This window comes from Brucella rhizosphaerae (genome assembly GCF_002252475.1).
GTDB lineage: Bacteria > Pseudomonadota > Alphaproteobacteria > Rhizobiales > Rhizobiaceae > Brucella > Brucella rhizosphaerae.
Genome location: NZ_NNRK01000025.1, coordinates 51588 through 75579 on the forward strand (window position 1 = coordinate 51588; position 23992 = coordinate 75579).

Genomic DNA, 23992 nt, shown 5'->3' on the forward strand with positions numbered 1-23992 from the left:
AAAGGGGACACTACTCACATGAAGAAAATTCTAGCTGCATCAGTCACAGTGCTGGCAATGTCACAAGTGGCATCGGCGGCTGACACCATTGTTGCTCCAGAGCCTGAAGCTGTTGAATATGTTCGCGTTTGTGATGCTTATGGCAAAGGGTATTTCTATATTCCAGGTACGGAAACCTGTCTGCGATTTGCCGGTTATGTCCGTTATGATGTAAGCGGCGGCGACAATGCTTATGCGCGCGTTCCAAGCACCAGAGATATGGACACTTATGCACAGCTGACCCGCTTTACGTTTCGTACTTTTACCGGCACTGAAACCGAACTCGGTACACTCAAGACGGTCACTGAAGTGCGTTACCAGTGGTATAATGGAGCAGACTCTTCATCGTCGGGCTCTCTGCGTTTGGGCTTTATTGAGCTTGGTGGTCTGCGCGTTGGTCTTGACCAATCGGCGTTCGTGACATTCACGGATTATCTGGGCAATGTGCTCAATGATGACGTCATTCTCGCAGGTGGCTACCGCACCAATCTGATCAGCTATACCTACAAGAATAAAGAGGGCTTTTCTGCAACCCTGTCGCTCGAACAGGGGGGGAATACCGATGCGGATGTTGATGTAACAATCGACGATTATATGCCGCATGTGGTTGGTGGTCTGAAATACGCGCAATCATGGGGCAGCATAACTGGCGTCGCTGCCTATGATGCTCGCAATGAAGAATGGGCAGGCAAGGTAAAAGTCGATCTCAAAGTGAACGACAAGTTCTCGTTGTGGTCGCAGTTTGCCTATAAATCCAATGATGACCACTACAAAGCCAATGCGAATGGCGAAGTCTATCGTATTGTAGACAGCTTCTACGGTACCTGGGGTGGTGATTGGGCTTTGTGGGGTGGCCTGGCCTATCAGGCGACGGAGAAGGCAAAACTCAATCTGCAGGTTGGTTATGATGCCAGTGAAACTCTGATGGCTACTGGCAATGTCAGCTATGCTCTGGTGCCAGGTTTCAACATCACGCCAGAACTCACTTACGTTCAATGGAACAACAAGCGCACCTCGCTTGATGGCCAGGATGCGCTTGGTTTGAAAGTGCGCTTCCAGCGTTCATTCTGATTTTTGCGTCCGACTATGGTGCTGCCAGTTACAGGCAGCACCATATGCAGAATTCAGGATCCATCTTTGAAAAGAACGCTCTGATCGAAGAGATAGCGGTGCGAAAGAGGGAGACTGGCAGCGCCCATTGCTTTGCCATGAACGCCAACTTTTCCTTCTACGATTTCCGGAGCGGAGAGGCCTTGCAGGTCAATGCGGGCAAGTTCAAGTTTCGTTGCCTCTACGATGCGATGACGAACGCTTTCTGGCAGCCAGCCATCGATAATAGCCGCCGGGAAATCAATAACGGCAGTCGCTGCAACAGCAGCATGAGCCAACCCACGCGCGGCCAACGCAATCCATTCATCAAGCAAAGGGCCGAAATTCGACCAGTGCTCTGGTGAAAGCCAGAGATCATCGGAAGAGATATTGTTCTCCTGCAACATACGTTCGAGCACAAAGAGCGACGCGGTGTCGATCAGCTGCATGGTTTCGCGGGCGTCATCAGTTCCACGCATACGCATTGGCATAGAGCCGAGTGCGCCTGCATTGCCCGTGCGCCCGGGATAGAGCGTGTTATTCAAAACAACGCCACCACCAATGAAAGACCCGATGGAGAAATAGACGAAATCGGTAAACTCAGGCCCACGTCCGAATGTCAGTTCCGCGCCACATGCGGCTGTTCCGTCATTCTGCAGATAAACAGGAAAGGGTAGGGCGGAGCCGAAATTGTTGATCAGATCGGCATCAAGCCAAGCATTCATATCGGCGGCAGGTGCGCCCACTTCCTCTACCCAATTCCAGAGTTCAAAAGGCAGTGCAATGCCAAGTCCGGCAATTCGTTCACGCTTACCTGGGTCGAGCGCGGCAGTAAATGCTTCGATACTGTCGAATGCAAACTGGCGGATCTGATCCGGTACAGGCCAGCGATAAGTGATGTGGCGGCGTTGACGGATTTCACCCAGAAAATCCATCAGTATGATTTCGGCGCTGCGTCGTCCGATCTTAAGCCCAAACGAAAAGACACCATCTGCGGCAAGCCGCATGGGCATGGAAGGCTGCCCGACCCGACCACGTACACGTTCGCCCTGCGTGATGAGACCGTCCTTTTCCAGCTCACGAATGATGACCGAAATCGTCTGCGCTGACAGACCCGTCTTGCGGGCGATATCCACGCGTGCCATCGAACCATGTCGACGCACGAGCGCCAGAACGAGGCGCTCATTATAGGCGCGCACGCCAATCTGATTGGAACCGCGATTGATGCTGGCTCCGGGTTCTGCAAATTGCGGCATGGCGGCGCCTGCCGCGGCTGGTCCGCCGCGTTGGTCAGAACCACGTTCTGAATTGTGCCTGACCATATCCTCTCCCAGGTCCCGCATATTCTAAAGCGCAATGTCACGCGTTAGCTTTTTGTTTGTACACATGTCTCCCAAAACCGGTTTCCTCTTTTGAGGGACACGCTCTAACGTCGATTGGCCTATCTCATTCGATGCAGCAGAAAAAGCCCTCTTTTGTAGAACATATTAAATAAAAACATTAACTTAGGTTCTGATGGCGTCCGCAAAGCAGATCGGCAAAATTCAATCTACCAGTCAGAGAGTGGCACAGCAGATTAATAAATCAAGTGGATTTATTAATTGACTCTATCGAGAAGCCGTGTTTTGCTTTGGGTATACCGGGGGAAGAGGAACCGGTTTCACTCTGGGAGGAGTTCATGAAGAAGACAGTTCTCTCGGCAGCATTTGCTGCCTTTACGCTTGGCGTTGCCGCTTCCGCAGTCGGGCCAGCCAATGCCGCTGACGTTGGCGCGTGCCTGATCACCAAGACCGACACCAATCCTTTTTTCGTTAAGATGAAAGAGGGTGCGATTGCCAAAGCCAAGGAACTTGGCGTCAATCTCAAGACCTATGCTGGCAAGATTGATGGCGATTCTGAAAGTCAGGTTGCTGCTATTGAAACCTGTATTGCAGATGGTGCCAAGGGCATTCTGATCACCGCATCCGATACAAAGGGTATTGTGCCATCGCTGCAAAAAGCGCGCGATGCAGGTGCGCTGATCATTGCGCTGGATACGCCTCTGGAACCAGCCGATGCGGCTGATGCGACTTTCGCGACTGACAATTTCCTTGCAGGCGAGCTGGTTGGCAAATGGGCCGCAGCAACGCTTGGCGATAAGGTCAAGGATGCACGTGTTGCCTTCCTTAATCTCACAGCATCGCAGCCGAGTGTGGATGTTCTGCGCGATCAGGGCTTTGCGGTCGGCTTCGGCATTGACCCGAAGGATAAGACCAAACTCGGCGATGAAGATGATCCAAGGATCGTCGGCCGTGATCTTACAGATGGTAATGAAGAAGGTGGGCGTCGCGCCATGGAAAACCTTCTTCAGAAAGATCCGACCGTCAATGTCGTCCACACGATCAACGAGCCAGCTGCCGCTGGTGCTTATGAAGCATTGAAGGCAGTGGGACGTGAAAAAGACGTTCTGATTGTTTCGATCGACGGTGGTTGCCCCGGCGTCAAAAACGTTGAAGCCGGAGTGATCGGCGCCACATCGCAGCAATATCCATTGCAGATGGCGGCCCTTGGCATCGAAGCGATCAAGAAGTTCGCTGATACTGGCGAAAAGCCCAAGCCGACTGAGGGCAAGACTTTTGTTGATACCGGCGTGGCGCTGGTCACTGACAAACCTGTAGAAGGTGTGGAGTCGATCGACACCAAAACGGCTTTGGGAAAGTGCTGGGGCTAGCAGCTCGGAGCGCTTCGGGTTTTGACTAACCATAAGAGGTGCTCTGATTGTTTGTTCTACGCATTATCTGATGCAAAACTGCTGCGCACTTTTGTAGGCAATGCTTTCAACCCTTGCATCCGGCAGTTTTTGCCGGGTGCTCTTGCACCAGACAGCAGGAGACTGACATGAGTGAGCCAGAGGCGACATCCGCCCCCGTAAAGCCATCGATGCAGGAGTATGAAAATACATTGTCGCGAAGTGCGAGCGATGTTGCATCCTTCGATACTGGCGATAGTTCAGTGCTCTATCGTCTCCGCAGTTTTCTGCATCAAAATCCAGCGGCTGTGCCACTGATCGTGCTGGTGATTTCGTTGCTGGTATTTGGCATTACGCTTGGTGGCAAATTCTTTTCCGCCTTTGCACTGACACTCATTCTGCAACAGGTTGCGATAACCGGCATCGTGGCGGCAGCGCAAACACTGGTCATCCTGACTGCAGGTATCGATCTTTCTGTCGGTGCTATCATGGTACTGTCGTCAGTCGTGATGGGACAATTTACATTTCGCTATGGTTTGCCTGCCGAACTCTCAATTCTGTTTGGCTTTGCGACCGGTGCACTATGCGGCTTTATCAATGGTTTTTTGATCGCATATGTTCGACTGCCTCCCTTTATCGTCACCTTGGGCATGTGGCAGGTGATCCTCGCTACCAATTTCCTCTATTCGGCGAATGAAACTATTCGCGCCCAGGAAATTTCCGCCGAGGCACCGATCCTGCAGTTCTTTGGCGAGAGTATTCGCTTTGGTGGTGCTGTCTTTACCTATGGCGTTATCGCCATGGTCCTTCTGGTCTTGCTGCTGTGGTTTGTTTTGAACCACACCGCTTGGGGACGACATGTTTACGCTATTGGCGATGATCCGGAAGCGGCAAAACTATCGGGCGTTTCGGTCAAGCCGATCCTGATGTCAGTCTATATTCTCGCCGGGCTCATCTGCGCGCTTGCTGGCTGGGCTATGATCGGGCGACTTGGCTCTGTATCACCGACTTCCGGTCAGTTTGCGAATATTGAATCTATCACCGCCGTGGTGATTGGTGGAATATCGCTCTTTGGTGGACGCGGGTCTATTCTGGGCACAATGTTTGGTGCTTTGATCGTTGGTGTCTTCTCACTCGGCCTGCGCCTGTGGGGTACAGACCCACAATGGACATATCTCCTGATCGGCGTTCTCATTATCGCCGCTGTTGCAATCGACCAGTGGATCAGAAAGGCTGCCGCATGAAACCCTCAGTTACGCCCGTTCTTTCTGCACGTGGTCTGGTCAAGCGCTATGGCCGTGTCACTGCCCTCGATCATGCCGATTTTGATCTTTATCCGGGAGAGGTTCTTGCCATTATTGGCGATAACGGCGCGGGTAAATCTTCGCTCATAAAGGCTTTGTCGGGCGCGGTTCGTCCTGATGAAGGTGAAATCATGCTGGATGGAAAACCGGTGAGCTTCCACTCGCCAATGGAAGCGCGCAAGGCAGGCATCGAGACGGTGTATCAGAACCTTGCTCTGTCTCCGGCCCTTTCGATTGCCGATAATCTCTTTCTTGGGCGTGAAATCCGCCGCAAAGGGCCGCTTGGCTCATGGCTGCGGATGCTGGATCGTGGTGCAATGGAAAAGATTGCTCGTGAGAAGCTCTCGGAACTGGGACTGACGACCATTCAAAACATCGGTCAGGCCGTGGAAACGCTATCAGGCGGACAACGGCAAGGCGTTGCGGTTGCGCGCGCCGCGGCATTTGGGTCCAAGGTCATTATCATGGATGAGCCGACAGCTGCTCTCGGCGTCAAGGAATCGCGCCGGGTTCTGGAGCTTATTCAGGATGTGAAGGCGCGCGGCATGCCTATTGTGCTGATTTCACATAACATGCCGCATGTGTTTGAGGTGGCGGACCGCATCCATATCCACCGGCTTGGGCGTCGTCTGACGGTGGTTGATCCCAAGGAATATTCGATGTCGGATGCCGTGGCTCTGATGACTGGCGCGATGGCTCCGCGCGCTGAAGCGGCGTGATTGCTCATCACCACATTGAGCGATAGCTGTGCTTCCGACTGGTTCGGGGACGGAAGATACAATCCGCTTAAAATCACAAAATATCAGTCGAATTGAACATGCAGGGCTTACGAGACGCTCATAAACTGGTTAAATATGGCGAAAATTCTCCGGAGCCATGTGGCGGAGATGTAAGACCGTAGCAAGGCTGGACAATGTTTGAGTTTGATGACCCGCGATTTCGACCTTTATGGACCCGGGTATTGATCTCAGGAAGCTGTTTTGCCTGGGCCGCATTCGAGATTTGGATGGGCAGCGTCGGTTGGGCCATGTTGTTTGGCGCGCTGGGCCTTTGGTCGGCCTTTCGCTTCTTTGTGACTTTTGATCCTGATAAGAAAAAGCAGGGCTGAAATAGGCCTGCTGCATTTATCGTCTGAGCGTTACCGCGCTCACAATCTTATAAAGCACCAATTTTAAAGAGGAAGGCGGCCTTGGAAGAGGCCAGCCTCCGACTCGCCACAGCATTTTGCATGCTTATCGAGTGCGGAGATGACGTAGCTTATCCGTAAGTAACATCATTTTAAAACATAATATCACATTTAAATCGTTATAATGTTATCCACATCATTGTGATGATATCAGAACGGTGTTACGTCCTCCGTGTCTCGGCCCACTATCGGGCGTGTCTTGAAGACATCCGCATGGAGATTGCCAGTAAATGAATTCCGTTTCCCCCGCTTCCATTGTGCTGCAACTGTTTCTTCTTCAGGAGCAGGGCGAATGACGATGGCAGGAAATTTTGCGCCGCTGGTTCTGGCTGGTGATAGTGACCGCGTCGACGCTCAGGCCGTCGGGGAATATCTCGATAACTGGGCCGGTCAGGACAGCTTACGTCTTGCGACAAGCAACTCAATCAAGGCCATTCTAGCAGGATCGGGCCGCCTTGCTGGCCGCATCGCCCGTGGTTCGCTTCCCGGCGATCCGGGCAAGCTGGTTGGTGTTAACAGCGATCAGGATCAGCAGAAGAGCATTGATGTCGGTTCGCACAATCTCTTCGTTGAATTGCTGATTGCTGCAGGTGCTGCATCGGTGCTGTCCGAAGAAGCTGATTTGCCGGTTCCAGGCAAGGCCGATGGTCTGGTTGCTGTTGCAATCGATCCGCTCGATGGCTCCGGCAATGTCGGTCTTGGCGCACCGCTTGGCACCATTTTTTCGATCCTGCCTGCAGATATGCCTGAGCCCTTCCTTCAGCCAGGCAATCGTCAGATTGCTGCGGGCTATGTATCTTTTGGCAATTCGGTCGATCTCGCATTGTCGGTTGGTGACGGCGTTATCTTCGCGACGCTTGATCCGGTCAGCGGCATTTTCCAGATCACGCGCAAGAACATTACTCTGCCAGAGCGTACATCTGATCTCGCATTCAACGCTTCCGTTTATCACCACTTGTCGGCTGGCATGAAAGCCTATGTCGATGACGCCTTCAAGGGCAAGGATGGTCCACGCGGACGCGGTTTCAACATGCGCTGGTTGGGTGCAGCTGTCGGCGACATGCATCGCATCATGCAGCGTGGCGGTATCTTCTTCTACGTAGACGATGCACGCCCCGGTTACGAAAAGGGCCGTTTGCGCCTCGTTTATGAAGCCAATCCGATTGCTTTCCTCAGCCAGCAGGCTGGCGGCAAGGCGACCAATGGCACCACACCGATCCTCGATATCGTTCCGGAAACCTATCACGAGCGCAGCGCGCTGGTGTTTGGCGTCGCGGAAGAAGTTGACGTTCTCGGTGAGTATTACGCGCGTTCGCGCAACTAATTAGGAGACAACTACAATGGCGCGTATTACGCTGCGGCAATTGCTCGACCATGCTGCTGAACACAGCTATGGCGTTCCGGCATTTAACATCAACAACATGGAACAGGCGCTCGCCATCATGGAAGCGGCGGATGCTGCTGATGCGCCGGTGATCCTGCAGGCCTCGCGCGGTGCGCGTTCCTACGCAAATGATATCATGCTGCGTCACATGATGGATGCTGTGACGGAAATCTATCCGCATATTCCAGTTTGCGTTCATCTTGATCACGGCAATGAAGCTGCCACTTGCATGACTGCAATTCAGGCCGGCTTTACGTCCGTCATGATGGACGGCTCGCTCAAGGCTGATGGTAAAACCCCAGCCGATTGGGACTATAATGTTTCGGTCACGCGTCAGGTCAGCGAGATGTCGCATCTTGGTGGCATTTCGGTCGAAGGGGAACTGGGCGTTCTCGGCTCGCTCGAAACCGGCATGGGTGAAGCGGAAGATGGCCACGGCGCTGAAGGCCAGCTTTCGCATGACCAGCTTCTCACCGATCCGGATGAAGCTGTGAAATTCGTGCGCGAAACCAAGGTTGATGCGCTGGCAATCGCCATGGGCACATCGCATGGTGCCTATAAGTTCAGCCGCAAGCCAGACGGTTCTGTGCTGGCCATGAACGTGATCGAAGAAATCCATCGGAAGCTGCCGAACACGCATCTTGTCATGCATGGTTCGTCGTCGGTGCCGGAAGAGCTGCAGGAAATCATCAACAAGTACGGCGGCAAGATGAAGCCGACCTGGGGTGTGCCTGTTGAAGAAATCCAGCGCGGTATCAAGCATGGCGTGCGCAAGATCAACATCGACACTGACAACCGCATGGCGCTGACAGGTCAGATCCGCCGCGTGTTGCAGGAAGATCCAAGCGAATTTGATCCACGCAAATATCTCAAGCCAGCAATGGCTGCGATGACCAAGCTCTGCAAGGATCGTTTTGAGCAGTTCGGCACCGCTGGACATGCTTCGTCAATTCGTCCGATCCCACTTTCGGATATGGCAAAGCGTTATAGCGACGGTTCGCTGGACCCGAAGTTCAGCTAAGTTTTAACAATAGTTGCAATAAAAAAGCGGAGGATACCCCTCCGCTTTTTCTGTTTTGAAGCATCGGCTTGTCCGAAAGTTTGTAAACTTTTCGGGGGCTGCCTGAGCTCAGACAATCAGGCCTTGTTGTACTTGGCGTCGACTTCGTTGATCGCATCAACATTGCCAGCCGAACGACCGTTTTCGTCAAACGTCTGAGCAAGGAATGCGTCAGCAATGGTCTTTGCAACTTCCGAACCGATAACGCGTGCGCCCATGGTGATGATCTGCGCGTTGTTCGACAGTGCTGCGCGCTCCGCCGAATAGGTGTCATGCGTCAGCGCTGCGCGAATGCCCGGAACCTTGTTGGCTGCAATGCAAACACCGATGCCGGTACCGCAAACGAGAATTGCACGGTCATAGGTGCCATCGAGAACTGCGGATGCTACGCGATCCGAGAGGGTGGCGTAGAATGCATCTGCGCCAGCGTCCGTGCGGGAGATTTCGGACACTTCAAAGCGGTCCTTGAGATGGTCGGCAAGAACCTTGGCCAGACCTTCACCGGCGCTATCGCCTGCTACTGCTACTTTCATGATATTGCTCCTGAAGAGCGCATCCCGAAAAGTGTGAAACGGCTTTCGGATAAGATGCGCAGTAAAAATAAATGATTAGAGCGCTGATCTGATATGATCAGATCGAAGGTGCTTTAATCGGCCTGAATCTTTCTGGCGCACTTGTCCAGAATGTCGAGATAGCCTTCCACGTTCCATGCCGAACGGCCAATGAACAGGCCATCGATATGCGGACAGGCGATAAGTTCTTCGCAATTGTCGGGATTGACCGAGCCGCCATAGAGGCACGGTACGCGGCGGCCAAGGATGCCTTCCGCGACAGCAATGATTTCAGCCTGGCGGGCATCGGCATAATCGGCGGAGGCAGGGATGCCGTTTTCGCCAATTGCCCATACTGGTTCATAGGCGAAGAGGATTTCAGCTTTTTTCTGCTCGTCGGACAGCTTGGAAAGTGCGCCGCGCACTTCTTCTGCAAGCACTTCCGCGGCACGACCGCTTTCACGATCTTCCAGCGTCTCGCCAATGCAGATAAGCGGGATCAGGCCGTGACGAACGGCTGCTTCGACCTTGAGGCCAACCGTTTCATTGGTCTCGCCAAAATGTGCGCGACGCTCGGAATGACCGAGTTCAACGATGTCGAGATTGCAATCTTTCAGCATCAGCGGCGAGATTTCGCCGGTCCATGCGCCCTGATCAGCCCAGTGCATGTTCTGCGCGCCAACCTTGACGGATGTGTCGGACAAAATTTCCTTCACTTCGCGAACATAGGTAAAAGGTGGAATAACGAAGCGCTGAATGTCAGCAGAACGACCGGCGTCGGCGTCTTTTAGTGCAGTCGCAAAAACACGGGCTTCAGCCAGCGTTTTGTTCATTTTCCAGCTCGTACCTACCCAGAATTTGGCCCCGAATTTGGACATGCTCGAATGCTCTTTCTTTTCGTGTTTATGCGCTGGGAGTGCGCTTAAAGTCTTTGCTTTAGTCTGCTATTGTCAGCTTGATGCCCGCGAGCTCCAGATCGGCCAGAATTTTGTCTCCCGGCGATTTGTCCGTGATGATGGCATCGAAATCTGCAAGGTCCGCCATCACATGCAGGGCGGTGCGGCGGAAGCGCTGATGATTAACCAGCAGGCAGGTGCGGGTTGCTGATGCGGTCATTGCGCGCTTGGTGCGAACGACGCTTTCATCCATGTGATAAACGAGCCGTCCATTGACCGCCGGTGCCGAAATGAACGCAATATCTGCGCTGAGCTTGGATAGAGCTTCTTCGGTCAACAGACCGAAGAAAGCGTTAAATTTGGCAGAAAAAACACCGCCAAGTGCGATCAGATTAATTCCGCCTTCGCCCTTGAGTGTATCGATGATGACGGCATTGTTGGTGATAACCGTCAACGGGCGCTTCTCGATCAGCATGCTGCCAAGCACCGCAGCCGTTGATCCGTCATTGATCATGACGGTCATGCCGGGCTCAATCAGTTCCAGTGCTGCGCGGCCCATCTCAATCTTGGCTTCATTGTCCTGCTGCACACGAAAACGAAAATCGCTCTCAAACTGAGAACCTGCATCCATGGTTGCACCGCCGCGCACTTTGCGCAGCACGCCAGACTCTTCAAGCGAATCCAGATCACGGTGAATGGTCATTTTGGAGACCGCAAAGCGTTCTGCAAGATCATCGAGATCGACTGCATGATTTTCAATCAGCAGATTTATGATCGCTTGTCTTCTGTCATCGCGCTTCACGGCGTTTCCGATCTCAGAGCATGTTTGTTTATCGCACAAACTTAAATCACAAAATCACAAAACAATCCATATAAAATGTTATTTTGTGATATTTTGTTGATTGGAGCGTCGCGCACTGTTTCTTATGACAAAAGAACCTTAGCAGTGCGCTCATCCGTGATCAGGCCATATAAACGGCCGCTTTTCAGGACGGCGCGAATAGCTTCTGCCTTCGAAAGACCACCGGCAAGACCGATGATGCGGCTCATATCAGCATTTTCTACGGAAGCGGCGATGGTGCGGGCAGTCAGTCCTGTTTCAAGCCTGGTTCCATTTGCATCGAAGAAGTGACCGAGCATTTCGCCTACGCCACCCAAATGGGCGATCTCTTCCACTTCGGAGAGTTCTATTACCCCGGAGGTGACAAGCTGGGCATGGGCATCGACTGTGCCGATACCGACGATTTTCAGCTCTGCACGGCACCCCATTTCGAAAACGCTGGTCACACCCTTTTGCGCCAGCAGCACTTCGCGGTCTTCTGCTGTGTTGGCAAAGAATGGCACCGGCATCACATAGGCCGGCCTGCCTGTCTTCTCGGCAATTCGATGCATCACGTCATGCGGGTTGGCAGCAAAGTTTCGGGTAAGACCACCAAGCAGCGATACGAACTGCAAATCTTTAGCACCAACGCGCGGCATATGGTTGACCGCTGCCGAAAGCGTGCGACCGTGTCCAAGCCCGATCACTTCGTGATCACCGTGCTCGATTTCACGACGCAGAAATTCCGCACCGGCATTGCCGAGTGATAGCAGCGGTAAGGCTTCTTCACCGAGATCGGGTGTCACTTCGCAGTATTCGAGATTATATTTTTCAGCGAGCCGATTTTCGAGATCAATACATTCAGTGATGTCGCCGTCGATCGTCACTTTGACCGCACCATCGGCAACCGCCTTGGCGATGAGGCGGTGTGCCTTCACGGACGGGAGTCCAAGCCGCTTGGCAACCGCCGACTGTGTCATGCCCGCGACAAAGTGGAGCCAGGCTGCACGAAGGGCCAGGGAATCGTCTGAATCTGCCATCTCGCGTCGCCTGCTCCCGATTCTTTATATTTTTCCTATGCTTATATCTTCAGGTCCGCGGCGCCCGTGTCAATGTGTGGTGCCCAGAAGGCCACACTTTCCGCGATCTGTGGAATAACTTCACGATCATTGGGCTCGCGTTCCTTAAAGGAGAGCTCAAGACAGATTTCATTGTCTTGCGCTCCGCCGTCCGCAAAAGCCTTGAGTAGCGGCTCCGGCTGAATGCGACCCTTTGCGTTGAACGCGGCGGTGAAAGGACGATGCCCACCCTTATCCATGAGGCTCTGCTTGATGTGAATGATCGGCGATATTGTAGGCACTGCACGCGCCCATGCATAGGGATCGAAATCATCCGGGTTGGACGAGGTCACATCGCCATGGTCGATATCGGCCATCATCCACATCGGGATGGTCATATTGGCTGCAGTCAGTCGATCCTGAAGCTTGATGCTCTCAGCAATCGTGTCACCAAATTCGCGGCCGATGCTCATCGGCTCCCAGAAAACATATTCAAGACCAGCGCCGCTCGCATGTTCAGCAACGTCAGCCCAGCAGTCGATAGCGATCTTGATAAGCTCTTCACGGCGTTCAGGATTGTCAAAATCCTTGTAAGTAAAAATGGCGAACTGCGTGCCGACCGACTTGCCACCGAGATCACCAATGATATCGGCAAATGTCTTGAACCAGTCGATATAATAGCGACGCACTTCCGCATCCGGGTGGCCGAAATGGTTCAGACGTCCATATGGGCCGGTCATGCCAGAAGTCACGCGAACGCCAGTGCGCTGTAACGCCTTGTCCATATCGCGGGTGAGGCGGCGGATGGTCGAAGCTTGCCAGCTCGGATTGATGAACTCATGGGTGAGCTGCAGATCGCGCAGGCGCAGATCGCGCGCAACGGTTTCGATCAGGTCATCCGGCTCTGCAAAGCGGTTCACAAGCGGATTGGTATTCAGCGATAATGTCAGAGCCATGATAACCTCAAGCAGAAACTTTAGCGTTGTCGAACCATGCGATGAAAGCAGCGCGTTCCGCTTCAGTCAGGTGCAGATAATGCTTGGTGCGGCGATAGAGAATGTCGTTCGCAGTTTTCGCCCATTCTTTTGAAACGAGATAACGGACTTCGGCCTCATAGAGATTGCCGCCGAAGTGTTGTCCAAGTCCGCTGAGATCAGTAACTCCAGCCACGATATCCTTCGTACGCGCACCATAGAGGCGTCCATAATGCTGGACGAGCTTGCGCGGCATCCATGGATAGCTGTCTCGCAGGCTGTTGGCGAAGGTTTCATAATCCGCATTTGGAATTTCGCCACCTGGCAATGGTGCATCATGCGTCCAGTCGCCACCCATTTTCGGGAAAATGTGCTTGAGGCGATGCATACCGCGCTCTGCGAGCTCGCGGAATGTGGTGATCTTGCCACCAAAGACGTTCAGCAAAGGAGCATCGTTGGTCTCATCAAGATCGAAAACATAGTCGCGTGTAACGGCGGAAGGGTTGCCCTTGCCATCGTCAAACAGCGGACGCACGCCAGAGAAGCTATGCAGAACGTCTTCGCGACGCAGCTTTTCCTTGAAATAGCGGTTCACAGCGGTGAGCAGGTAATCGATTTCTTTCTCATCCGCGCTCACGTCTTCGGCACGGCCTTCGTAAGCAATATCAGTGGTACCGATGAGTGCTTTGTCGCCTTCATATGGATTAATGAAGATCACGCGCTTGTCGTGGTTCTGAACCAGATAGGCATTCGCACCCGACCAGAATTTTGGCACGATGATATGGCTGCCTTTGACCAGACGCACATTGCGCGAGGAATTGGAGCCAGCCACATTGGTGATAACGTCTGTGACCCAAGGGCCTGCGCAATTGACGATGCAGCGGGCGCGGAAACTGCGAACTTCGCCGGTGTCGCGGTTCTTGGTTTCAACAATCCAACCGCCCTTTTCGCGACGTGCGGAGGTAACCGGCGTACGGGTCAGAATGGTCGCGCCTTTTTCAGCCGCGCCCACAGCATTGAGCACGACGAGACGGGCATCATCCACCCAGCAGTCGGAATATTCAAAGCCCTTGGTATATTGATCAAGGATCGGCGTGCCTTCCGGGTCGCGCTTCAGATCAAGCGTGCGGGTTCCGGGCAACTTCTTGCGGCCGCCGAGATGATCGTAAAGGAACAAGCCAAGACGCACCAACCATGCCGGACGATCCTGCGGGCTGTGCGGCAGCACAAAGCGCATCGGCCAGATGATATGTGGTGCGGCGTTCAACAGAACTTCGCGCTCGATCAAAGCTTCGCGAACCAGACGGAATTCGTAATATTCGAGATAGCGCAGGCCGCCATGTACAAGCTTGCCGGAGCGTGACGAGGTGCCTTCCGCGAGATCGTCTTTTTCCGCCAGCACAACCTTGAGGCCGCGCCCTGCCGCATCGCGAGCCACGCCCGCGCCATTGATACCGCCGCCAATCACAAACAGATCGTAGGTTTCCGGTTCAGCCATCTCATGCTCCTTCGGATGCCGGCACTCCGGCAAAATAATATGTAATTGCAGCCGATTGTCTAATTATCTGTCGGCTGCAAGCTTGTCCCAGATGGGCGCCAAGGCTAGTCGGGCGTCCTTATAGGCGGTGAAAAGCTCTTCATAGCGCTGTGCCTGCGCAGCATCGGGGGCTTCGCCCGCTCCCAGCAGAGGTGCGACCCATTCGGCGATGCAATCATCCATGGTTGGATAAGCGCCGATAGCGACAGCGGCCATCATTGCAGCACCTGCAGCGCCTGCTTCTTCACGCGATGAAACACGAACGGGCGCATTGACGGCTGCGGAAAGCGTGCTGCGAAGCGCACGTGAACGAGCGGCACCACCTGTCAGACGCAGTTCCGCTGGCATGCCGCCCATGGCCGCGTAACAATCGCGTGTTGCCATGCCGAGACCTTCAACGACCGAACGCACCAGTTCGGGGAAACGGTCGCGGCTCGAAAGGCCGATAAAGCCTGCACGTGCAAAAGCGTTGACGAAAGGTCCGCGTTCTCCGGCTTCGGAAATATAAGGATGATAAAGCAACGCGCCGGGGCGGCTCATATTGAACCACTCATCGAGGCGAGGAATCAGATCGTTTAAGCTGACTTTTTTGTCTGCTGTCGACATGAGATCGGCTGCAATTTGCAAAATCCAGTCGATATTGATCGTTGCGCCCATATTGGTCTGAACCTGGGTGACAATACCCGGGATTGGCAGCGCAATCACATAACCCGTGCCTTCGGCGTTCAATTGAATGTCGGCAACAGGCTTTGCGCGCATATGCACGCCCGTCGATCCGATAGTCGAGCAGCCGGCATCTGCGGTGCCGCAATAAACGCCTGCGCCAAGTGCCGTCATGACCATATCGACATAGCCGAGACTCACCGGCGTACCGGCCAGAAGACCAGTCGCAGCTGCCGCTTCGGGGGATAACGGATGCTGCGTCAGAGTGCCGTCCACGATTTCGGGCAGCAGACCACGGCGCTTTTTCAGGCCGAGCGCTTCAATAACCACATCGTCATACTGACGATTGCGGTAATTGCCGAATGTGAAACTGGCCTCCGAAGGATCTGTGGCACGGACGCCGGTGAGGTTGAGGTAAAGCCAGTCCTTACAGTGAAGAGCGACTTCGGCATTATCGAGCAGTTCCGGTACGAAACTGTCCATATGTGCCATTTGAGTGCCTTGCTGGCAGGTATTAAGGCCGGTTCCGGTCGCTTCAAAGCGCGCGCGGTTCATCGGGCCTGCTGCAAGTTTTGTAACGGTATTGGCAGCACGAGCGTCGAGCCAGATCCAGGCGTCACCGACCGGCTTATTATCGCGTCCCACAAGCCATGTGCCATCACCCTGACCAGTGACGGAAATGGCGGCGGTACGCGCGCTTAAGTTTGGAATTTTGTCTGCAAGACCGCGCAGAGCTTTGGCGCAATCTTCCCATGTCTGGGACAAGGACTGTGTCGCGGCACCATGTTCGCCGGTTGCATAAGTATTGCGGACAGCCGCCGATTCCAGTTGACGACCGCTAAGATCGAACGCCACTGCCTTGACGACGGATGTGCCCGCGTCGATACCGATGATTATATCACCCTTACCACGCATGACTGAAATACGCTTTCCCAAAGTGCTCATTCAGGGACATTTGGATTCCTCCCGCGACTATAATCTGTCGCTCGCGGCTCTTGTTTAATGAAAAAGAGCTATTGCGTATGATCGAGATAACATAACGATATCGAACTGTCTGTAAAATTTTCGTGGGTAAGCATTTTTTTTCACCAAAAGGTGATTGCTGTGAAAGTTTCGGCCCCTGACCTCACTCATTCTTATAGGGTTTAGTCGACATAACGACGATGGCTATGGGATATATGAAAGTTATATAATTGTTTTTAAACACTAAATATAGAAACACGTCGTGCGGCAAAAATTCTATGGAAACAGGACTGTTTGGAGATGCTCATCATTGAAGCCCGTCTTTTGACGATAGATTCCCGGGTGTTATTGTGAGTTTTTGGCCCGCAAATGTGTGAAACGGGGCGAGTTTCAAAAACAGCTGATTGACAGATATTGGTGTTTATAACATGATTATTGAAGTTGATAACATGCCGCTATCATAGCATATGGTTGCGGCGCATCTGTTTCCATGCTGCGCGGAGGGTCGGAGCCAGGGAACTATGTGGAGGATCGTTATGATTAAATTTCTCACTCCCATGGCCGCCTGTGCGAAAATCCGTTTAGCTTTTGCTGGCCGGGTTCCTGATCGCGGGTGCAGTCTACAAGCGGTGTAAGTTCAGCCGCGTAATCCGTTATTTACAACGACAATCCGGCAGAATTTGCTGAAGGCGTTTGATTATGAGTACACAAGCTAATCAAGTTTCACAGAAGCCAGCCAAGCTGAACCGCACAGTCCTTTGGAGTGTGGTCGCGGCGGTTGTGGTTGTCGGTGCAATTGGATTTGATACCAAGGTCGTGACGATCGGTTCTGATGCCGATGTGCGCCAGCAGGTCTTTTCCCCTGAAGCCTATGGCGCTGCGGAATTTCCGAAAGTCAAGGCAAGCGTTGAAGAGCGTGCGGCCGATGCTGTTGAAGTTGGCACAGCACTTGCTGCTGACAAGGATGCAGCCGGCAAGAAATATGGTGTTGGCAGTGTGAACCCGGTCATTTCGATCAAGTTCACGGGCACCGTTGAAGAGCGCAAGTCCAATTATAATGTCATCAAGGTTGATGGTTTCCCTGAAGGCATGGCAATTCGCGTCCAGACTGGTCCTGCTGTAAATGGCACCGATCTGCGCGATGCGACGGGCACCATCGAGTTCGGTCAGTTCAAGAATCAGATCGAATTCCAGAACGCCGGTTCTGCACTCAACAATGAGATGAAAAAGCAGGTTCTCGAAGGTGTTGACGTCAACAATCTCGTTGGCAAAACCGTTTCGGTGACAGGTGTTTTCAAGCTGGTCAATCCGAAGAACTGGCTGGTTACGCCGGTGGGGTTTGAAGTAAAATGACCCTTCAGACCAAAATTGAAGGCAAGCATGGCGACGTCGTTTTAAGCGCGCATGATGTTGCCAAGGCCTATGGCCGCATTCATGCCCTGAAGGGCGTGAATTTCGAAATCCGTCGCGGTCAGGTCACCACGCTTTTTGGCGAAAATGGTGCTGGCAAGTCGACGTTGATGAAGGTTCTGTCGGGCGTTATTCAGCCGACATCGGGCACGATTATTCTGGATGGCGAACCGGTTTCGTTCAATTCTTCGTCCGAAGCACGCGATCGCGGCATTTCGATTATCCACCAGGAACTGAGCCTCGCGCCCAATATGAATGTGCGCGACAACATCTTCATGGGTCGCGAAATTCGCGGTGCAACGGGCGTCAATTTTGCGGAAGAAGAACGCCTGACCCGTGAACTTCTGGCAGAACTTGAAGAAGATATCGATCCGCTTACGCCGGTCGAAGAGCTTCGTCTGGGGCAGCAGCAGGTTGTCGAAATCGCGCGTGCGCTTTCGGTCAATTCCCGCATTCTGATTATGGATGAGCCGACTTCGGCGCTCAGTGCATCGGAAGTGGAAGTGCTGTTCAAGGTCATTCGTGATCTGACGGCGCGTGGCGTGGCAATTGTTTACATCTCGCACCATCTCGAAGAAGCCCTGCAAATCACTGATCATGCAGTGGTCCTGCGTGATGGGGCAATGACGGCTTATGCTCCACGTGCTGAGATTGATCTGGAATGGATCGTTCGCAACATGGTTGGTGAGAACTTCGATCTCGGTTCGCCTCCGACCGGTTACGAATGGGGCGATGTTGCGCTTTCGGTTGAAAACCTCACGGTTCAGGACCCAACAGGCGGCGATTTCGCACTTGTTGATAATATGTCGCTAGAAGTTCGTGCCGGTGAGATCGTTTGCATCTATGGCCTGATGGGCGCCGGTCGTACCGAGCTGCTCGAAACTGTTGCAGGACGTCTCAAGGCGAGTTCCGGTAACATTCTTCTCAAGGGACAGGATGTGGCTGGCCTCACGATTGCACAGCGCATCGACAGGGGCCTGGTTCTGGTCCCGGAAGATCGTCAGCGCGACGGCCTGGTGCAGACCATGACGGTTGGCCGGAACCTCTCACTCGCAAGCATTGGCGAAATGACGAAAGGCCTTTTCACCTCAACGAAGCGTGAAAAGAACATCGTCGAGCAGTCGATCAAGAACGTCCACATCAAGACGGATGGTGGTGACGCCGCAATCGGCTCGCTCTCAGGCGGCAACCAGCAGAAGGTCGTTATCGGCAAAATGCTGGCGACTGAGCCAAAGGTCATTCTGCTGGACGAGCCAAGCCGCGGTATCGACATTGGTGCGAAGGCTGAAGTGTTTAAGCTGCTGGCTGAAAAGGCCAAGGACGGCCTTGCGGTCGTCTACACGACTTCTGAAGTCGGGGAATGCCTCAGCATCGCTCATCGTATCATCGTTATGCACCGTGGACGCATCTCGGCCGAATTCGGCTCCGATGTATCCAAGGAAAAGATCATGGCCGCCTCGGGCGAGTCCACGGTCGGTCACTAAAGCATGATCCCGAAAAGTTGTTCGACTTTTCGGATAAGATTATGCGTTAAAACAAAGAGTTAGAGCATCACGTCGGTCTTGCCGACCGCAAGATGCTCTTGATTATGGAGCACTGATAGAATGTCAGTCACGAGCACCAATGACAAAAAGGCGGCGTCCAACGGGACAAAGCGCAAAACCAGCATCGTGCATTTGCTGCTCGAAGGCCGTGCGTTCTTTGCGTTGATCGCAATTATCGCAGTCTTCTCGTTCCTTTCGCCTTATTATTTCACCGTCAATAACTTCCTCATCATGTCATCGCATGTGGCCATTTTCGGCCTGCTGGCAATTGGCATGCTGCTGGTCATCCTCAATGGCGGTATTGATCTTTCGGTCGGCTCTACGCTTGGTCTTGCGGGGGTTGTGGCTGGCTTCCTGATGCAGGGTGTCAATCTTCCGGAACTGGGTATCATTCTTTATTTCCCCGTTTGGGCGGTTGTCCTCATCACCTGTGCTTTGGGCGCATTTGTTGGTGGCATTAACGGCGTTCTGATTGCTTATCTGCGCGTTCCGGCCTTCGTGGCAACGCTTGGCGTGCTTTATTGCGCGCGCGGTGTCGCACTTCTTATGACCAATGGCCTGACCTATAATAATCTCGGCGGTCGCCCGGAACTCGGCAATACCGGCTTTGAGTGGCTCGGCTTCAATACGCTTTTTGGTGTGCCGATTGGCGTGCTGGTACTGGCTGTTCTCGCCATCATCGTTGCAGTCGTGCTTAACCGCACCGCATTTGGCCGCTGGCTTTATGCTTCCGGTGGCAATGAGCGCGCTGCTGAGCTTTCCGGCGTTCCGGTCAAGCGCGTCCAGATTTCGGTTTATGTGATCTCAGGCATTTGTGCCGCAATCGCTGGTCTGGTTCTGTCTTCACAGCTGACTTCGGCAGGCCCAACCGCCGGCACCACTTATGAACTGACGGCAATCGCCGCAGTCGTAATCGGCGGTGCAGCACTCACGGGTGGTCGTGGTACCATTCAGGGTACGCTTCTGGGTGCTTTCGTTATCGGCTTCCTCTCCGATGGCCTCGTGATCATCGGCGTATCATCCTACTGGCAGACTGTCTTTACCGGCGCGGTTATCGTGCTCGCAGTTCTGCTCAACAGCATTCAATACTCCCGGCGTTGATAAATTACGGCTCCGCCCACCGTTCCGGGCGGAGCCGGTTCTTCGGGGGTATCGAAAGGTTCCAAGACGGCGATATCAGTTTGAAATTTCGCCCACTGGAAATGGTAACGCCGGGAAACCGGTATAACTCAACGATAATTTTTACGGGAGTGAGACATGTTTAAGAAGGGTATGCGCGTTCTGTTTGCTGCTGCTGCAGCACTACCGCTTATTGCCAGCTCGGCGTGGGCTGAAGGTCTAATCTCAATCGTGGTCAACGATCCTTCCAACCCATACTGGTACACCGAAGGTGAAATCGCCAAGAAAACCGCTGAAGGCCTTGGCTATTCGGCTGTTGTCGGCGGCCACAAGGGTGACACCAACACCGAAAGCAACCTGATCGATACCGCAATCACCAACAAGTCGGTCGCGATCATTCTCGATCCAGCAAATGCTGACGGTTCGGTTGGCGCAGTTAAGCGCGCTGTTGCAGCTGGCATTCCAGTGTTCCTCGTAAACGCTGAAATCAACCAGGAAGGCCTTGCCAAGGCACAGCTCGTTTCCAACAACGCACAGGGCGCAGCACTTGGTGCAACGCAGTGGGTTGAGAGCGTTGGTGAAGAAGGCAAGTATGTTGAGCTTTTCGGTTCGCCGTCGGACAACAATGCTGCCACTCGTTCGAACGGCTATGAAACCGTTCTTTCGCAGTACCCAGACCTCGTAAAGGCTGGTCAGGATGTTGCCAACTGGAACCGTACGCAGGGTCACGACAAGATGCAGGCTTTGCTTCAGGCAAATCCAGACATCATCGGCGTTATCTCGGGTAACGACGAAATGGCTCTCGGTGCAATCGCTGCTCTGAAGAAGGCTGGCAAGCTGGACAAGGTTAAGGTTGGCGGTTTCGACGGCTCGCCAGACGCTGTTGCAGCCATCAAGGCTGGCGAACTTCAGTACACCGTTCTGCAGCCAGTTGCGATCTTCTCGGAAGCTGCTGTTAAGCAGGCCGACAACTTCATCAAGACCGGCAAGACCGGCGTTGACCAGGAAAAGCAGCTCTTCGATTGCTTCCTGATCACCAAGGACAATGTTGACAAGTACACGTCGCCATTCGTTCTCGAACAGTAAGACCTGATTGGACGGAGCGCGGGCTTGATCCCGCGCTCCTCTCCGCATTTTTCGTACCGATGCTATGAATCGGGACCGGTCAATAATTGAGCGGGCTGGGGACGAGTGGAAGCATGGTCACAAGCAACAAAGCAAGCATAGACAACCTGATGACAGAGCAGGTGCCGAACGATAGTCGGCATGCACGTCAATTGGTTCGCCGCCAGCAAATTGCTGAAATGATTATGTCCGAAGGATCGGTGAGGATCGAAGATCTGACCGAACGTTTCGGTATCAGCCTGATGACTGCGCACAGAGATGTTGACGAACTCGTCAGTCGCGGTCTGTTTCGTAAGGCGCGCGGCGTTGTTTCTGCAGCACCGACAAGCCTCATAGAAGCGAGCGACCTTTATCGCGTCGCACGCCAGTCCGAAGAGAAGAAGCTGATCGCGGAAGCTGCGATGCAGTTCGTAGAGCCGGGACAGGCCATCTTCTTCGACGATTCCACAACTGTTCTTCAGATGGTGCCTTACCTGCCGGGCAAGGGGCCGCTGACGGTCATTACCAATTCGCTGATCCTGATGAATGAAGTACGCGACATCAAAGATGTCACGCTGCTTGGTCTTGGCGGGCAGCTTTACAACTGGTGTAACGCCTTTGTTGGCGGCATGACCATTCATGAAATTCGCCGCCTGCGGGCGGACGTGGCATTCATTTCGATCGCCGCCATCACCGATGATCTGCTGTTTCACCAGTCGCCGGAAATGGTCGAAACCAAGCGCGCCATGCTTGATTGTGCTGCAAAGCGCGTGCTGCTTGCCGATCATACAAAGTTCGAACGCCGCGCATTGCACAATTTCGGCGCGCTGTCCGATTTTGACGTCGTGATTGTCGATGAGGAGACGCCTTTCGCACATATCGAACGTATGCAGGCGCAAGGCATCAACGTCGTCGTCGCCCGCTCAGGCGGCTCGAAAGAATAAGCCTGAAGGCTTGAGAGTTTAACGCGCATCTTAGTCCTGAAACCGTTTCACACTTTTCGGGCTGCGCTCATCGCATACATATCAGGAAATACGATCCATGCCGTCTCTGTTGGGAATTGATAGCGGACTGACCGTCACCAAAGCCGTATTGTTCGATATTGACGGCACACCGCTTTCTGTCGCCCGTCGCCGTGTTGCGCAATCCTTCCCGCAGCCGCGCCATGTTGAACGCGACATGGATGAATTCTGGAATGCAACTGCCGATGCAATTGCCGAAGCGATTGCAAAGAGTGGACGTCCTGCATCCGACATTCTCGCCATTGCCACCACCGCGCATGGTGATGGCATCTATATGCTCGACAAGGATGCGCGCCCACTCGGCAAGGGTATCCTGTCGCTCGACAGCCGTGCCGTTGACGTAGCCGAGCGCTGGGTGAGCGGTCCTGTTGCAGAACAGTCGATTGCCATCACCGGTCAGCTGCCACACGCTTCGGCACCATCGGCCATTCTGGCCTGGGTCAAGGAAAACGAGCCGGAACGCTATGGTCGTATCGGTCATGTCATTGCTTGCAAGGATTGGTTGCGTTTCTGTCTGACCGGAGAAGTGGGCACTGACCGCACCGAGGCATCGACTTCCTTTACCGACGTAAACACCCAGGACTATTCCAGGGAAGCACTTGCTCTTTTCGGGCTGGAAGCACTGTGGGATGCTCTGCCGCCAATGTCGCGCTCTGACGAAATTGTCGGTGGTGTTTCTCAGGAATGTGCAAGCCGAACCGGCCTTGCTGCCGGAACGCCCGTTGTGGGCGGTCTGCATGATGTAACCGCGTCCGCACTTGGTGTCGGTGGTCTTAAGATCGGCACGGTTGCAATTGTAGCTGGCACCTATTCGATCAATGAAACGCTTTCCTCCAAGCCAAATGTCGATAAGAGCTGGTTCTGCCGCAATGGTATTGCGCCCGGCGAATGGAACAACATGTCCATTTCTCCCGCGTCTACCGCAAATTACGACTGGTTCCTCGATAAGCTCTGCCCGGCAGAACGGCTTGAAGCGGAAGAAACGGGTCGCTCTATACACGACATGCTGCGCCCGGAAATCGATGCTGCTCTTGCCAAGCCTTCGACAGCATTATTCCATCCTTATTTGTTCGGCTCGCCGTATGGTGCGATGGCAAGCGGCGCGTTCTTCGGTCTTCGCGGCTGGCAGGAACGTGGCGATATGCTGCGTGCGGTCTGGGAGGGTATTGCTTTTAACCACCGCATTCATGTCGACCATCTGAAAGATGGATTTGCAATTTCTAGCGCTCGCCTGACCGGTGGTGTTTCGCGCAGTCCATCATTCGCGCAGATGTTTGCCAATGTGTTGGGTATGCCGGTCACAGTCACGGAAACGGATGAAGCGGCTGCATGGGGTGCTGCCCTTTGCGCAGGCAAGGGTGCGGGTGTTTTCGCTGATGTGTACAGCGATCCGCGTGACCTTGATGCGATTGGGCGAACCTATACGCCGGATGCAACGCGCAGCGCGCAATATGAAAAGCGCTACGCGTTATTCAAGGAAATCGCATCTGCGCTTGGACCGATCTGGCCCAAGATTGACGCCTTAACAGATTGAAATATGC

21 protein-coding genes are annotated in these 23992 nt (G+C 53.6%); 13 read left to right on the forward strand and 8 right to left on the reverse strand.

The features are described from left to right. Positions 1-18: 18 nt before the first annotated feature. Positions 19-1110, forward strand: coding sequence for a porin (locus CEV32_RS07800; RefSeq protein WP_094575912.1), 1092 nt, complete (start codon positions 19-21; stop codon positions 1108-1110). Positions 1111-1163: 53 nt separating this feature from the next. On the opposite strand, the gene CEV32_RS07805 is transcribed toward CEV32_RS07800, so the two are convergent. Then, positions 1164-2450 carry an ROK family transcriptional regulator gene (locus tag CEV32_RS07805; RefSeq protein ID WP_094575915.1) on the reverse strand — a complete coding sequence of 429 codons (1287 nt, stop codon included), beginning with the start codon at positions 2448-2450 and terminating at the stop codon, positions 1164-1166. Positions 2451-2806: 356 nt separating this feature from the next. On the opposite strand from CEV32_RS07805, the gene CEV32_RS07810 reads away from it, so the two are divergent. From CEV32_RS07810 to fba, 6 genes are all read left to right on the forward strand, one after another. Continuing rightward, the gene (locus CEV32_RS07810; protein WP_094575918.1) at positions 2807-3838 is read left to right on the forward strand and encodes a sugar ABC transporter substrate-binding protein; all 1032 of its coding nucleotides are present in this window, start codon (positions 2807-2809) and stop codon (positions 3836-3838) included. 167 nt (positions 3839-4005) lie between these two features. After that, on the forward strand, positions 4006-5100 hold the full coding sequence (locus tag CEV32_RS07815; RefSeq protein ID WP_094575921.1) for an ABC transporter permease: 1095 nt from the start codon (positions 4006-4008) through the stop codon (positions 5098-5100). Beyond that, entirely contained in the window at positions 5097-5879 is a 783-nt protein-coding gene (locus CEV32_RS07820; RefSeq protein ID WP_094575924.1) for an ATP-binding cassette domain-containing protein, read from the forward strand. The genes CEV32_RS07815 and CEV32_RS07820 overlap by 4 nt, the downstream gene beginning before the upstream one ends. 194 nt (positions 5880-6073) lie before the next feature. Then, the gene (locus CEV32_RS07825) at positions 6074-6268 is read left to right on the forward strand and encodes a hypothetical protein (RefSeq protein WP_094575927.1); all 195 of its coding nucleotides are present in this window, start codon (positions 6074-6076) and stop codon (positions 6266-6268) included. 370 nt (positions 6269-6638) lie between these two features. Beyond that, positions 6639-7670, forward strand: coding sequence for a class 1 fructose-bisphosphatase (locus CEV32_RS07830; protein WP_094575929.1), 1032 nt, complete (start codon positions 6639-6641; stop codon positions 7668-7670). 16 nt (positions 7671-7686) lie between these two features. Beyond that, positions 7687-8751 (forward strand): class II fructose-bisphosphate aldolase, encoded by a 1065-nt coding sequence (fba, locus tag CEV32_RS07835; protein ID WP_094575932.1) that lies wholly within the window; start codon positions 7687-7689, stop codon positions 8749-8751. A gap of 116 nt (positions 8752-8867) precedes the next feature. On the opposite strand, the gene derI is transcribed toward fba, so the two are convergent. From derI to CEV32_RS07870, 7 genes are all read right to left on the reverse strand, one after another. Then, a complete protein-coding gene (gene derI / locus CEV32_RS07840) occupies positions 8868-9323 on the reverse strand; it encodes a D-erythrulose-4-phosphate isomerase (RefSeq protein ID WP_094575935.1) in 456 nt (151 codons plus the stop codon). A 113-nt stretch (positions 9324-9436) separates the two neighbouring features. Further along, positions 9437-10219, reverse strand: coding sequence for a triose-phosphate isomerase (locus CEV32_RS07845; RefSeq protein ID WP_094575937.1), 783 nt, complete (start codon positions 10217-10219; stop codon positions 9437-9439). Between the two features lie 58 nt (positions 10220-10277). Beyond that, the gene (locus CEV32_RS07850) at positions 10278-11039 is read right to left on the reverse strand and encodes a DeoR/GlpR family DNA-binding transcription regulator (protein ID WP_094575941.1); all 762 of its coding nucleotides are present in this window, start codon (positions 11037-11039) and stop codon (positions 10278-10280) included. A 122-nt stretch (positions 11040-11161) separates the two neighbouring features. Further along, positions 11162-12097, reverse strand: coding sequence for a sugar-binding transcriptional regulator (locus CEV32_RS07855; RefSeq protein ID WP_094575944.1), 936 nt, complete (start codon positions 12095-12097; stop codon positions 11162-11164). A gap of 41 nt (positions 12098-12138) precedes the next feature. Then, positions 12139-13071 (reverse strand): TIM barrel protein, encoded by a 933-nt coding sequence (locus CEV32_RS07860; RefSeq protein WP_094575948.1) that lies wholly within the window; start codon positions 13069-13071, stop codon positions 12139-12141. Positions 13072-13078: 7 nt separating this feature from the next. Then, the gene (locus CEV32_RS07865) at positions 13079-14587 is read right to left on the reverse strand and encodes a glycerol-3-phosphate dehydrogenase (protein ID WP_094575951.1); all 1509 of its coding nucleotides are present in this window, start codon (positions 14585-14587) and stop codon (positions 13079-13081) included. A 63-nt stretch (positions 14588-14650) separates the two neighbouring features. Beyond that, on the reverse strand, positions 14651-16204 hold the full coding sequence (locus CEV32_RS07870; protein WP_094576469.1) for an FGGY-family carbohydrate kinase: 1554 nt from the start codon (positions 16202-16204) through the stop codon (positions 14651-14653). 747 nt (positions 16205-16951) lie between these two features. On the opposite strand from CEV32_RS07870, the gene CEV32_RS07875 reads away from it, so the two are divergent. The 6 genes from CEV32_RS07875 to CEV32_RS07900 all read left to right on the forward strand — a co-directional run bounded on the left by CEV32_RS07875 (position 16952) and on the right by CEV32_RS07900 (position 23985). Continuing rightward, complete coding sequence (locus CEV32_RS07875) at positions 16952-17605, forward strand: DUF2291 family protein (protein WP_094575955.1); 654 nt, start codon at positions 16952-16954, stop codon at positions 17603-17605. Further along, positions 17602-19146, forward strand: a complete 1545-nt coding sequence (locus CEV32_RS07880) for a sugar ABC transporter ATP-binding protein (protein ID WP_094575958.1) — start codon at positions 17602-17604, stop codon at positions 19144-19146. The genes CEV32_RS07875 and CEV32_RS07880 overlap by 4 nt, the downstream gene beginning before the upstream one ends. A 120-nt stretch (positions 19147-19266) precedes the next feature. Then, complete coding sequence (locus tag CEV32_RS07885) at positions 19267-20307, forward strand: ABC transporter permease (RefSeq protein ID WP_094575960.1); 1041 nt, start codon at positions 19267-19269, stop codon at positions 20305-20307. Positions 20308-20463: 156 nt separating this feature from the next. Next, positions 20464-21411, forward strand: a complete 948-nt coding sequence (locus tag CEV32_RS07890; RefSeq protein WP_094575964.1) for a D-ribose ABC transporter substrate-binding protein — start codon at positions 20464-20466, stop codon at positions 21409-21411. A 113-nt stretch (positions 21412-21524) separates the two neighbouring features. After that, on the forward strand, positions 21525-22373 hold the full coding sequence (locus tag CEV32_RS07895; RefSeq protein ID WP_094575967.1) for a DeoR/GlpR family DNA-binding transcription regulator: 849 nt from the start codon (positions 21525-21527) through the stop codon (positions 22371-22373). A 97-nt stretch (positions 22374-22470) separates the two neighbouring features. Continuing rightward, positions 22471-23985: an FGGY-family carbohydrate kinase gene (locus tag CEV32_RS07900; RefSeq protein ID WP_094575971.1), complete on the forward strand. Its 1515-nt coding sequence runs from the start codon at positions 22471-22473 to the stop codon at positions 23983-23985. Positions 23986-23992: the final 7 nt, after the last annotated feature.